General features: G+C 56.1%; 9 protein-coding genes. 2 read left to right on the top strand and 7 right to left on the bottom strand.

The window, feature by feature from the left end:
- The first annotated feature begins 70 nt into the window (after positions 1–70).
- Positions 71–1,627: a GMC family oxidoreductase gene (locus OQ273_RS13770; protein WP_267991072.1), complete on the top strand. Its 1,557-nt coding sequence runs from the start codon at positions 71–73 to the stop codon at positions 1,625–1,627.
- 752 nt (positions 1,628–2,379) lie between these two features.
- Here OQ273_RS13770 and OQ273_RS13765 read toward each other — a convergent pair.
- From OQ273_RS13765 to OQ273_RS13745, 5 genes are all read right to left on the bottom strand, one after another.
- Entirely contained in the window at positions 2,380–3,663 is a 1,284-nt protein-coding gene (locus OQ273_RS13765) for an NAD(P)/FAD-dependent oxidoreductase (protein ID WP_267991071.1), read from the bottom strand.
- A gap of 12 nt (positions 3,664–3,675) precedes the next feature.
- Positions 3,676–5,178: an L-piperidine-6-carboxylate dehydrogenase gene (gene amaB, locus OQ273_RS13760; RefSeq protein ID WP_267991070.1), complete on the bottom strand. Its 1,503-nt coding sequence runs from the start codon at positions 5,176–5,178 to the stop codon at positions 3,676–3,678.
- Positions 5,179–5,487: 309 nt separating this feature from the next.
- Positions 5,488–6,366: an MBL fold metallo-hydrolase gene (locus OQ273_RS13755; RefSeq protein ID WP_267991069.1), complete on the bottom strand. Its 879-nt coding sequence runs from the start codon at positions 6,364–6,366 to the stop codon at positions 5,488–5,490.
- Positions 6,367–6,387: 21 nt separating this feature from the next.
- Complete coding sequence (locus OQ273_RS13750; RefSeq protein ID WP_267991068.1) at positions 6,388–8,331, bottom strand: TRAP transporter permease; 1,944 nt, start codon at positions 8,329–8,331, stop codon at positions 6,388–6,390.
- Between the two features lie 74 nt (positions 8,332–8,405).
- Positions 8,406–9,407 carry a TAXI family TRAP transporter solute-binding subunit gene (locus OQ273_RS13745; protein WP_271292108.1) on the bottom strand — a complete coding sequence of 334 codons (1,002 nt, stop codon included), beginning with the start codon at positions 9,405–9,407 and terminating at the stop codon, positions 8,406–8,408.
- Positions 9,408–9,582: 175 nt separating this feature from the next.
- Here OQ273_RS13745 and OQ273_RS13740 point away from each other — a divergent pair, with 175 nt between their 5' ends.
- Entirely contained in the window at positions 9,583–10,485 is a 903-nt protein-coding gene (locus OQ273_RS13740; RefSeq protein ID WP_267991066.1) for a LysR family transcriptional regulator, read from the top strand.
- 449 nt (positions 10,486–10,934) lie between these two features.
- Here the strand turns inward: OQ273_RS13740 and OQ273_RS13735 are convergent, their stop codons facing one another.
- Together OQ273_RS13735 and OQ273_RS13730 are read right to left on the bottom strand one after the other, a co-directional pair.
- Positions 10,935–12,242, bottom strand: coding sequence for an amidase (locus OQ273_RS13735; RefSeq protein WP_267993101.1), 1,308 nt, complete (start codon positions 12,240–12,242; stop codon positions 10,935–10,937).
- Positions 12,243–12,337: 95 nt separating this feature from the next.
- Positions 12,338–13,378, bottom strand: coding sequence for a LacI family DNA-binding transcriptional regulator (locus tag OQ273_RS13730; protein WP_267991065.1), 1,041 nt, complete (start codon positions 13,376–13,378; stop codon positions 12,338–12,340).

Here is a 13,378-nt window from a genome sequence, read left to right as displayed (position 1 = left end):
GGCACGCGTCGGAGTTGCCAGACTGGCCGCAAGAGAATTGAAAATAGTGTCGCGCGAGGACCAGCACGGAATGCAGTATGACTATCTGATTGTCGGCGCCGGCACGGCCGGATGCGTTCTGGCGGCGCGCCTGAGCGAGGACGAAGACGCAACCGTCTGTCTGATTGAAGCGGGTGGTGAGGCCGACGAACCAGCAATCTCGGAGCCTGCCATGTGGCCAATGCTGGAAGGCTCGGACATCGACTGGGCCTTCAAGACGGTGCCGCAGCGCCACACCGCCAATCGCATCCATGATTGGGCAAGGGGTTTCGTCGTGGGCGGATCGAGTTGCATCAATGCGATGGCGCATGTGCGCGGCCATCCCAGCGATTTCGATGGCTGGGCTGCGGCTGGCTGTGAGGGCTGGGGTTATGCTGATCTGATGCCCTATTTCATCGCATCGGAAACATCGCCCTTTGCACCGTCGCCCTACCACGGCGATCAGGGACCGATCCGGCAGATGGTTCCGAGCGATCCGCATCCCCTGACGCGATGCTTCATGGCCGCTGCTGAAGAGCAGGGGCATGTGCCGACGCGCGAACACAACGGCGCCCGGATGACGGGGCCGACCCTCAATACCCTGGTGATCGTCGACGGTAAGCGCCAGAGCGTTGCTGATGCCTATCTGACACCGGCGCTTTCACGAGCGAATCTGACGGTTCGAACCGGTTGTCTGGTCGACCGTTTAGCCTTTACCGGCACGCGATGCTCGGGACTTCATCTGATCGTCGACGGCAAGCCTGTGCATATCGAGGCTCGGGAAGGGGTCGTTCTGTGCGCCGGTGTCATCAATTCGCCGGCGATCCTGATGCGTTCCGGCATCGGGTCGGCGGACGAACTGGCCAAGCTGGGAATATCCACACGGGTCGACCTGCCTGGTGTCGGGCAGAATCTCCAGGACCACTTACTTTCAGGTGGAAATGTCTATCTGTCCAAAGACGAGGTTCCGTTCACACAGACCCAGCACTCGGAGTCGCTGCTTTATTCATCGCGAAACGGCGATGACAAACTGGCGCCCGAGATGGTGGCCGCCTGCGTCGTCGTTCCCATTGCCACCGATGCCTTTGATCCGCCACCGTTTGGGGAAGCCTATACTCTGATGTTCGGCTTCACACATCCCAGGAGCCGCGGCGCCATTCGTCTTCGGTCCGCCGATCCAACGGTGGCTCCTGACATCGATCCAAACTATCTGGCCGAAGAATACGATCGCGAAATTTACATAGAAGCGATGGAGCGAACCCGCGCGATCGGGCATTCGCAGGCTTTTGCCGATTGGCGCAAGGAAGAGTTTCTGCCGGGTGTTGAACTCAACACACGCGCGGAGAAGCTGGATTTTCTTCAGAAAGCCGCCTTTACTCATCACCATCCTGTCGGGACATGCCGGATGGGCTCCGACGACGAAGCCGTGGTCGATCCAGCTCTTGTGGTGCGCGGCACGGAAGGGCTGCATGTGATCGACGGCTCGATCATTCCGCAGGCCACAACGGGGCCGCACAATGCAGCAATTGTTGCAATGGCGGAACGCAAGAGCGACCTGATCCGAGCTCAGGCACCACGAACGCCTTTTGATCCCCGCACCTTGAGTTGAAACACCGACCTCCATGGCGTGCCGGATAGCCCACCCGCTTTAGCCGACTATGTAGACGTTTTCTAAGAGCGGGATATGCCTCATTTTACTCAACCATCGGGTTGCTGATTGTTTGTCTAGCCCTGCAGGTCTGGGCCACTAATTTGCGTTTTCTCTATCAGAAGTTTCAGGCACGGGAGCGCGCATACTGAGCGCTGGTGTGGGCGGATGTGATTGACTCAGCGCGGCCAAAATGCGCGGTAGGGCTTCCTAGTCTTCAACAGGCCGGGGGCTGTATCGTCGTCGAAGTGCCGATGCAGACCCCAAAGCCTGTTCCGGGATGTACCTGCTTAAAGGCATATGGCCTGCTGCCTTTTGAAGCATGGCCCGCTCTTCAGGAGCTAAACGAATAGAGATCGGTGCGGTCGGCTACGCCCGGAGAGCTGTGCTCGAAGGGCAGTTACACGTGGATCTGGATGTCGCGCGATTGACCGGAATTATCACAAGTAATTGATGTCAAATAATTTTCCATCCTCATCCGATGTCGACCATGTGCGAATATAGCGGCGTAGCTAGGATTATTGACGGTATATTTGACGGACCTGTGATCGGGAAGAAGGATTCCAGCTCCTCGTAGCGCACGGGAAAGCGAAATGTCGAGGCGTTCCTGACATTACCAGGGACACACGGATACCATGCATCAAAAATTTAGATGCCGATTGTCTCCCCATTCCATGATTGTCATTTCCTTCCTGCACTATGTAACGCCATTCTCAAATCCACGCTTTGAACAGATGCGTCAGCGTGGCCCCTGTTTCGTAAAAAATTGATTTGAAGCGTTTGAACCGGTCGGCCTTGGGCGCTTTTATCGGAATGGGAAATGCATCCTCGGTACTTTCTGTGGCCCATTTGGCTGCACAGCGACCGAAAACTGTTCCTGGAGAGATGCCACGACCGCTATAGCCAAAAATAGAAATCGCTGCTGGACCAATTGAGACAACCTTCGGCAGATGGTCGGACGTCATTGCGATCCGACCACACCATTCATGATCAAACTTCAGGTGACCTAGCTTTGGATAGAGCGATTTTAGTTTGCGTCTCGCCCATGCCTTATGAATTGCAGCACCGGGACCGTTAAGATTGCCCACGGCGCCAACCAATAATCGGCCGTCTTCATCCAATCGAAAAGACGACATGACGGTTGCCGTGTCCCAGCATCCTTCTAAACCCGGAAGAACTTCAGCCCGCTGATCTTCGCTCAGCGGCTCGGTTGCCAGTTGGAAGTAATAGACCGGTACAAAATCATTTTCATGTAGGCCTTCTGTACCATAGGCATTGGTTGCTTGAATGAGTTTCCGAGCTCGCACTGAGCCGTTGGTTGTTTTGACGACCCATGTGTCGCCAAGATTTTCAAGGCTGATAGCTTGGGTGTGTTGGAAGAACCGCGCACCGGCATTGACTGCCGCCCGGGCAAGGCCCTGAGCATAGGCAAGCGGCTGAATTGTCCCTGCCCTGGGGTCCATTAGCGAAGCCACGAAATGCCTGGCGCCAGTGCGCTCTTGGGTAGCTTCTTGATTCAACAATTCAACGGGTGCGCCGCGGGCACTCAGTTGCTTATGACGCATCTCCAGGTCGCGTTTACCGCTTTGTGTATCTGCACAATGCAGTGTCGCTTGTCTGGTGGCGCTGCATTCAATCTGGTGCCGTTCGATGAGATCAAACACCACATTTGGACCGTCAGCAAGGAGGGAGTTGAGCTTTTGCCCGGACTCCTTGCCGACAAGTTTTTCAACCTCGTCGGGGGGTGTCCATAGCCCCGCATTCACATATCCAACATTGCGACCTGAGCCACCATGGCCGATCGTTTCGGCTTCGAGCACGCAGACGTCTGAGTGCTTCTGCGCGATGTAAAGTGCGGCTGAAAGTCCGGTGAAGCCACCACCGATGATAACAACATCCGTGGTGATTTCTTCGTTCAAAGGTTCAGTTTCCAGCGCGTGTTTGATAGTCGCGCGCCAGAGGTTCCCTTTCTTCATGATTGCTTGATCTTGTGCCAATGGTCTTCCTGCTCAGATGTCGAACACGATGCCCTGCGCAAGCGGCAGTTCGGTGGAGTAGTTGATCGTGTTGGTCTGTCGACGCATGTAGCCCTTCCAGGCATCTGAGCCGCTTTCGCGGCCGCCTCCGGTATCCTTTTCGCCGCCAAAAGCACCACCTATTTCAGCGCCGGAGGGTCCAATATTCACATTGGCGATTCCGCAATCCGAGCCAACTCCGGATAGGAACAGTTCGGTTTCGCGGATATCTGTTGAGAATATGCAAGAAGACAGTCCCTGCGGTACGGCGTTATGAATCTCAATGGCCTCCTCAATTGTTGAATATTTCACCGCGTAGAGAATCGGTGCAAAGGTCTCAAGATGCATGATTTGAGATTGCTCCGGCATCTCAGCAATGGCCGGATGCACGTAGGCTGCTGAGGGGAATTGGTCGTTCAGCGCACGACCGCCCCCATGAACGGTGCCACCTTCCGATTTGGCCTGCTCGATTGCCTGCTCCATGGCTGACATTGCCTGATCGTCAATAAGCGGGCCGATAAGCGTGTCCTCTTCAAGCGGACTACCAATTGGCAGCGTCGAATAGGCTTTCGTCAGGCGTGGAATGAGTTGGTCATAAACGTCTTTGTGCACGATCAGGCGCCGCAGTGTTGTGCATCTCTGTCCTGCGGTACCGACGGCCGAAAACACGATTGCCCGAACAGCCATTTCAAGATCGGCGGAAAGCGCCACGATCATTGCATTGTTTCCACCAAGTTCAAGGATCGTACGTCCCAGCCTCTTAGCCATGTCACCGGCCACAGCTCGTCCCATTGGCACCGAGCCCGTTGCCGAAACGATTGCCACATCCTTCGATGCCGTCAACAGCTCACCCAATTCGCGCTCACCCACGAGGACTTGGAAGAGATCCCTGGGTGCGTCATCACCGAACTTCTGGCAGACGCGTTCGCAGATCTTTTGCACGGCTAAAGCTGTCAGCGGTGTCTTCTCCGAGGGTTTCCAAATAACCGGATCGCCGCAGACAATGGCCAATGCCGCGTTCCAGCACCAGGGAGCAACGGGGAAGTTGAACGCTGTGATCACGCCGCACACGCCCATGGGATGCCAGGTTTCACGCATAGCGTGGCCCGGCCGTTCGGAGGCAATAGTGAGACCGTAAAGCTGGCGCGACAAGCCAACGGCGAAGTCGCAAATATCGATCATTTCCTGAACTTCGCCCAAGCCCTCCTGATAGATCTTTCCGCATTCCAGGGTGACCAGCCGACCTAGGTTTTCCTTCTCTTTGCGTAACTCCTCACCAAGCAGCCGAATGAGTTCACCGCGCCGCGGCGCAGGTACTGTGCGCCAAGCCTTGAAAGCTTTATTGGCACCGGCGATCTGTGCGTCGGCTTCAGAAATCGTATGGACTTTAAGCGCTGCGATTTCTGATCCGTCGACGGGCGTATGTACTTTCAATTCGCCGCCGGTAAATTCCGCGCGGGTTAGTCCGGCGTCTTTCAAGATGTTTTCATATGTCATGGGGGCTCCTTTCTAGCATCGGGTAATGAACGCCCGTTGTTCTTCCATCCCGATTGCAAGCAGTAGGGGTTCTGATTTCTAAAGGGTCTGAAAACCGGTTTTCGAAGCCGTTGACCGCCATTTTGCCAAGATCAGCGATTGCCTTACGACGACAGCGCCGGAGAGTTGGCTTTCGGTTCCGTCACCTGCGCCAACTATGGAGCCTGACGATGCGGAGGTCCTTGTGGTTGAGTTCTGCCGGGCTGGAGACGACGAAATGAACCCCGCAAACGGCGATCTAATTAACGCACTTGACAGACGTTCCGGTAGTCAGTCGGCTGTCTTTTGCTCCCCAACCCGCATCGGGATTTCCATCAGGTCTTGTCCAACAATCACTGGACCGTTGTATATGTCGGCAATTTCGGAGACCATGCGCTCTCTTACACCCAAGCGGTCCAGATCGGGTTGCAGATGCGTCAGAACCAACATGCCAACTCCGGCCTGTTTGGCCGTCGCCGCATTGTCTAAATGCGAACCGGACATGACCCGATATTCAGGGGTCAGCTCCGTCCCAGAGAGAAAATGGTTCATGTGAATGAGCACGTCAGCACCCTTCGCAAATTTAATGAACGGCTCATAGACGCCCCCGTTGTCACCGGAGTAGACAATCGTCCCTTGGTCGGTTTCGATACGGTAAGCGATGCAGTTCAGAGCAGGCTGGACATGGCGCGTCGGACCTACTTTGATTGTCCAGTTGTCGCCCTCAATCACATCGCCGACACGCACCTCGGTTGGAGTGAACTTCGGGCCGGGGCGGGCACCCTCGCCGCCGCGAACCTTGTACACCGCTTGGCTGGCAGGGCTATCGATCCTGGCCTGGATATCGAGTGCAAACGCGCCTTCAGGCCCAAAAAAGCGATCCAGGGTCGTTTGAAGAGGATCCGGACCATAGATGTTCAATGCAGGGACATCCGGACCGCCGTGATCCCAGCGGGTCAGAACAAGCCGAGGCAGATCCATTATATGGTCATAGTGGTAGTGGGTCAGGAAACAGTGGGTCACGTCTTTGGCGCGAAACCCGCCTTCCAGGAAGCGTTGATGCACACCACCGCCGTGATCGAAAACAATCAAATCATCGCCGATTTCCAGAGCATAGCCTGATGACATTCGTGTCAATGATGGCGCGGGCGTTCCCGACCCCAGGAGCATAAATTTCATTCTTTTTCCTTCTCAAGTTGTCATCGGTTCGCTTGCGCTGCGTGCCCGATCGACAAATAGCAGGACTGCAAATGCAACAAATCCGATGAGTGTTGCGATGAGCGACGGCCAAAGAAGCAAAGCTCCGGTCGCAGCTGCTGCCAAGCGCATTCGGACCGGAAGGTTCGGTGTCAGCATTGTGCCGGAAACCGCCACGTTCACTGCTGCGAACCCGACCAGGCAAGCGATAAAGGTCAGGAAGCGCTGCGGCAGCGCGCCCTCCAACATCAGCAGTTCGGGGTAAACCACGAACAGGAAAGGGATAACAAAACCGGGAAGGCCGAGCATCGAGGCAATCAACGCAGTCCGCGCATAACTTGCCTGAGCGAGTTTCGAGGCAACCAGGGCGGCCAGAGCCACCGGTGGTGTGACCGCTGACATATTGGCGAAGAAGAAGACGAACATATGCGCGGTCAGCATTTCGACTCCAAAATCGACCAGCGCAGGTGCGCCGACCACCGCTACCAGCGAATAGGCGGCAGGCGTCGGCATCCCGAGTCCGAAGACCAGGCAGGAGAGCGCGGCAAGGCAAAGCAGCACGATGAGGTTGTCGTCGGCGACACCCAGCATCAGGTTTGACAGTTTCTGGGCGAATCCGGTGATGGTCATCATGTCGACCAGCACGCCGATCACGGCGATCACAACGGCGAGTTGGGCGCCATTGAGGACACCCTCGTGCAGACCCGCAACGATCCGGTTTATGGCGATACGCAGCCCTTCACCCGGCGCCGCACGGTGCAGCAGCAATTGTTTGACCAGCTCCGCTGCGGCAATGAACAAGGCAGCGATAACCGCCGCGTGCCCCGGCGGCATTCGACCGATCAGCAGGTAGACCAGCAACCCGACGGCGAACAGAAGGTGACCGTATTCCTTGATGTCCTGTATCAGCGAGGTGCGTTTTGCGGCCTCTTCAAACTGCGGTTTCATGCCTGAAGCAACCGCCTGAAAATGCACTGCGAGAAAAAGATTGCCGTAGAAGATCAACGCCGGCAACAGAGCCGCCAGCATGACGGAGCCATAGGGAATGCCGGTGATGCCGACAATCAAAAAGGCCGTCAGCCCCATCACTGGCGGCATGAACTGCCCGCCCGTCGAGGCCACGGCCTCGACTGCGCCGGCATAACTGCCACGAAAGCCGTTCCTCTTCATGAGCGGGATCGTAATCGATCCGGTCGAGGCGACATTGGCCACTGTGCTGCCCGAGATCATACCCATGATCCCGCTGCCAACCACGGCCACCTTGGCCGGTCCGCCGCGCGATCGCCCTCCCAACCGTTCTGCCAGGGTCAGGATGAAATCTATGCCACCGGTTGTGCGCAGCAGCCCGGCAAACAGCATGAAGACGAAAATGAGCCCGCCCGAGAGTCCGGTCATCGAGCCCAGAAGACCTTCAAAAAATGGGATGGACGTATAGGAAATCAGTCGCTCGAACTTGATCCCACTGTGATAGAGCAGGTCACTGTTAAAAAGGTTGCCGAAATAGCCGTATAGGAGTGCACCGATCGCAATGATCGGTATCGTGATGCCCCAGACATTGTAGGCCGCCGTGATTGCCGCGATCAGAAGGGCCACCCCGACGATCACATCGGCGGTCGAAGGGCCGAACATGCGCTCGTGGATCAGAGCCTCGAAAGACAGAAAGACGTAGGCAAGACATGCGGTCGCGACAAAGGCGAGCACCAGATCGGAGGCACCGCGCCACTTACTCTCGCGCCGCTGCGCATACCAGATGAATAACGTAACAATACTGAGACAGAGGTGCAGGGTTTTAAACAGGCTGGACGGGATGTAGAGAAACCAGAGTTGCATGACGTGGCTGATTGCCATGAACAGAACCAGCCCGAGCATCACCACGGAAAGCGGACGCAATCGGCCGTCGTCGGCTCTTAGGAAATCCTTCGGGATGATCGCAGTCACGTCGGCATTCCTGACAATACAAGGCAGGCCACCAGTCGTGTTTTGATGGCTCTACCTTTTTTGCTGGATCGAATTTACGACGCGATCTTCAGTTCGTCGCGCCAGACGCCTTTCTCCTTATAGTATTGCGCCGCGCCGGCGTTGACGGGATAGGCAACCAACAGGTTGTTGACCGCGGCTTCAAGGCCGACTCCAGCAAGCGGTTTACCGAAGGATTTGACCTCTTCGACATTGTCGAGCACCGATTTCACGATCTCGTAGCCGTCTTCGGCCGATACGGAGGTGGCCGCACCAAGGATGCCGGTAAAGACTGGACTGCGAACCGGCTTTTCAAGAGCCGACCAATCCTCAGGCGTCAGATCGGCCACCAGGATACCGGGGTTCTTGGCGATCGCGGCGTCCAGAACGTCTTGCGAATACTCAAGTGCCCGCAGCGGAACGGCGGTGTTCACTTGGGTGATCAGGCCGATCGGCGCTCCGTTGGTGAAAATCCCGAAGATGCAATCGACCTGGCCCAGCTGGAAGTTGTTGTACACCTCTTTCCAACCGCCATAGACCCAATCCACATCGCGCCCATCTGAACCGAGTCCGGCCGATTCCAGCAGGATGCGCGACAGGGCCGCCGCGCCGCTTCCCGGCTTGGACGCGCTGTATTTGCGGCCTTTGAGGTCCGCAATCGTCTGAATGTCCGAATCCTTGTGCACGAGCGGCGGACATAGCCATTTCACATAGGATAAAAGCTGATTTGCCTCGATTTTGCCCGGATAGGGTTTGTCACCGCGGAACGCGGCCACCCAATCGATCGAGGTTGTGTGAGCAATATCCAGCTCACCCGATCCCAGCAACGCGAAGTTCTCCGTGGTTCCGGCGGTGGCCTGCACGGCGTTGTGCAGGTTCGTATGCTTGTTCGTCACATTCGCCATCGCCTCGAGTATGACATATCCGGATGACCCGAGGCTGGATGAGCCCCATCGCAGCGCGCCATCGCGAGCAAATGCCGGCACGCCTGACGCAGCGACGATCCCGGCTGCGGCGGTACCTTTGAGGAACATGCGGCGGTTAGTGAGCAGCTTCATCATTTCAAAGAACCCCTTTCTGGATTCGCCCTCTGGAAGCGGGGCGCGGCATCCATTCCAGAAATTTGGTGATTTTGCCTCCTTGGGATAGCCGGTTTCATGTTATGAAGTTCATAAGGAATACTTATGGACACTTGATTTCAATAATAGAATTAGGGGATAGGAAAGTCCTGAAATGAAATTGACCCAGCTTGAATATCTGGTGGTCGTCGCAAAGGAGGGCAGTTTCACACGCGCTGCCAGCGTATTGTCAGTCGCGCAACCGGCGATCAGCCAGCAGCTTCGAGCGTTGGAAACTGAACTGGAGACAAAACTCTTTCATAGAACCCAGAAGGGTGCGACGCTGACCCGAGCAGGAACCATCATGCATGATCATGCCGAGCACATTCTGAACCGGATTGACGTCGCGCGGATGGATATCGCCTCGCAATCCGAGCAAGTCGTCGGTAAGGTATCTTTGCATATTAACAATGCCATGGCCGTTCGGCTGTTGCCGCTGCTGATCAAAGAGTTGGACAAGCGTTATCCGCAGATCGAGCTTCGCGCGACGCCGCTGCCAAGCCATCAAGTCCAGCTCAACGTTGAAAACGGTCGGGCGGATGTGGGGGTGCTGCCGGATCGCGAGAATCTTTCAAAAGTCAATGCAAAACGGATTTCCAAGGAACCCTTGTTTTTTTTGTGCGACCCCGCACATCCGGCCGCGCAGAATACGCCCGATGTCATCTCACTGGCGGATGCGATGGAGTATCCAATGGTCAGTGTACCAAAAGGTCAGCCCTTCAGGAACGACCTGGAACTTCAGATAAGTTCCGCCAGGCTTCCTCATGAAGTGCGATTTGAGTCCGATGAATTGTTGATGATTTTCAGTCATGTCAACAGTGGTTCGGTATGCTCCATTCTTCCGCGATGTGCGGTTCTGGACAAGATTAAGGCAGGAACCATCACTGCGCGGCGCATAGTCGAGCCCGGAGTTGATCAAGACTATCTCGTCGCTTGGCCAAAATCGTTGCCACTAAGCCGTGCGAGCTCCGTGGTGCGGGATGTCATTGTTCAACTCGGCGAAGATGGGCTGGGCTAAGGTCACGTGGGAAATTGGCGCCTAAGACCGGCCTTTGGTAGCGTGAACAAGAGATGTGTGAGGTGGGACTTCACTAGGTTCTATGTCACTTCGATTTTCGACAAGTAATTGAATAGCTTAGCGATTTGACGGTTTTTCTGACGAACGCGCGAAGCCATAGCGAAGCGCTGGAGCGGCTGAAGCGCAACGCGCTTCAATGTGACGTGCTAGCCGCACTTCACGAGCGACGAACGCCCCGAGAGCTGTGCTCGAAGGGCTGGGGCACTGGTGCAATGCATCTGGGATGCCGACGAAACCATTGCGATAAACGTCCTTGTCTTTGCCTTCGGCCGGCTCATCTGCGCGGAGTTTTTCGAGGACATTGTACATTTGGGGCAGGGTGAGTTTCGGGTGTGCGGCCCGCATTCGACCAGGTGCTCTTACCTTGCCCCAAACAGGAAAAGAGGTGTTTAGGTCAGGATATCTGAAATGAATGCGGCGGCGTTAAGCAGCTTCTTTTCTGATTTTGGCGGGCCGACCAATTGCAATGAGAGGGGGAGCCCATCCGAGTTCAATCCAACCGGCATTGCTACTGAGGGGCAGCCGACGAGGCTCCAGATATAGGTGATCATGATCCAGTCAATGTAGCTTTCACATTGGACACCGCAGATGGTTTTTGGCCAAGCCCGTTCAAACGGAAAGGGAGCGACCTGGACCGTCGGGCATATCAGCAAATCATACGTTTTGAAGAAATCACGCAGTTCATGGAACGTGTCTGTGCGGATGCGCTGGGCGTGTGCAATTGTGCGTGCACTTTGTGACAGGCCTAAAGAGATGTCGCGATAGACGTCTTTGGTAAATGCGTCCGCATTCTCGGGCAGGTGATGACCCCAGTGTGCGGCGTAGGACATGCTGCGCAGGACCTGCACATGCGCGACCAAACTGGCAACGTCCGGTGTGTCTTGTTCCAAGGGAACACCTTGGTTGGCCAGTTTTTCGATGCCGTCTTTGAAGGCGGATCTGACCCCGTTTTCCAAAGGCAGAATATTCATGTCCTCACTGAAAGCGAAACGTCCCATCGGCCTCGGCGATGTCGCTGCAGCATAAAACCCTTCATAGGTGCCCGCCGGGCCTCGACAAAACGGATCAGCGTTGTCCTCGGTAAGCATGGCGTCCAAGGTCAGGCCCAAGTCTGCCAAAGTCCTCGCCATGGGCCCTTCAACAAAGACTGTGTCAAAGGCATCGCCGCCTGTGCGGCGCGGCACCAAACCTGGTGTGGGTCGCAATCCGAAAAGACCACAGAAAGCAGCGGGCGTGCGCAGGCTTCCGCCTACATCATTTCCATGTCCGAGATAGGCGCACCCCGTGGACAAAGCCGCGGCGGTCCCGCCGGATGAGCCGCCCGCGGTCAAGCGCAGATCATACGGGTTGAGTGTAGAGCCAAAGAGCGCGTTGGTTGTATTGGCGCCACCCAGTTCGGAGAGGTTCGTTTTGCCGATCCCGATTGCGCCTTTGTCTTCAAGAGCTGCAATCGACGGGTCCGATGCTTCCGCGATCCCGCGTTGCGCCAGAGTGCTTGCACCACTTGTCGGAAGTCCTGCCAGATCGGAATTGTCTTTAACGGCCAGAGGTAGGCCGCAAAGGGGCGGCAGCGGGCGGCCGTTGGCAGCCTGATTCTGGATCTCGTTGGCACGATCCAATGCATATTCAAGGCGGAGGGATGTAAATGCATTCACCTGGGGTTCGATGTGCTCGATCCGAGCGATAGTCTCTTCCATAACATCCACCGGGGAGAGGTGGCCTGATCTGATGTCGGAAATTGCGTCGCAAGCGGAGCGTCCTGTCCAGACGAGGCTTTCGCTTCGTTCTTGTGTCATGGCTCTGCACGCGGGGCGCAGGTTGAATTGCGGACAATCAACCGAGGGGCCAGAACAACGGGAGCGTCCGGGTGCCGCTCTTGTCGTGTTGCGCTTTTTGCCTCTTTGAGGATCGAGTCGACAGCATGTTTTGCGATCATTTCGCTCGGTTGGACCACAGCGGTTAACCCACCTGACAATGGACCTGCCCAAGGCAATTCATCCACTCCGATTATCGAAATATCCTGCGGGATCTGAGCTTCGATGTTGGAAAGTGCCTGCAGCGCTCCAAGGGTCAGATGGTTGTTGGATGAAAATATTGCCGTGGGCGGTTTGGCAGATGCCATGAGGCGCAATGTTGCTTCCCTGGCGGTGTCGACGGCAAACAGATCACGAATGATCAATGTCTCGTCCAACATCACGCCCCGTTCTGCAAAAACGGATCGGATGCCTTCAACACGGTGACGTGCAATGGCATGGTCGGATTTGCCGGAAAGAACCCCGATACGGTTATGGCCAAGATCAGCCAGGTGTTCTGCGGCAAGGCGGCCGGCCAGACGATTGTCGATCACGACCGATGGTGCGTCCAGCCCATCAACCAATCGGTCCACCTGGACGGTCGGGCAGGGCAGGTTCGACAGAAAAGCCGTGCGTCCCTGCCATGGCTCTCGTGTGGGAATAACCAGGACGCCGTCAACGCGCTGCGTTGACAGAACATGAATATTGCGCCTTTCGCGCACGGGATCTTCGGCACTGTTGTAGAGCAGTACGGAATAGCCGGAATTGCTTGCCAGAAGTTCGATTTCTTCGACGAGTTGCAGGAAAAACGGATTGGAAAGATCGGCGACGAGCAGCCCAAGAAGGCGGGTTGTGCCACTGCGCAAGCTACGAGCATTCGAATTGGGTGCGTAGCCCAGACTTTCGGCGACGTCCTGAACCCGCTTCCTGACCGGTTCGCTGATACTACCGGTCCTGTTCAACACCTTAGACACCGTTCCAACAGACACATCCGCCAAACGCGCCACTTCCTTGATTGTAGGAGAAGAGCTTGCAGCCAT

It is taken from the genome of Hoeflea prorocentri, assembly GCF_027944115.1.
In the GTDB taxonomy this organism is placed as follows: domain Bacteria; phylum Pseudomonadota; class Alphaproteobacteria; order Rhizobiales; family Rhizobiaceae; genus Hoeflea_A; species Hoeflea_A prorocentri.
This window is presented reverse-complemented; position numbering and strand designations above follow the sequence as displayed.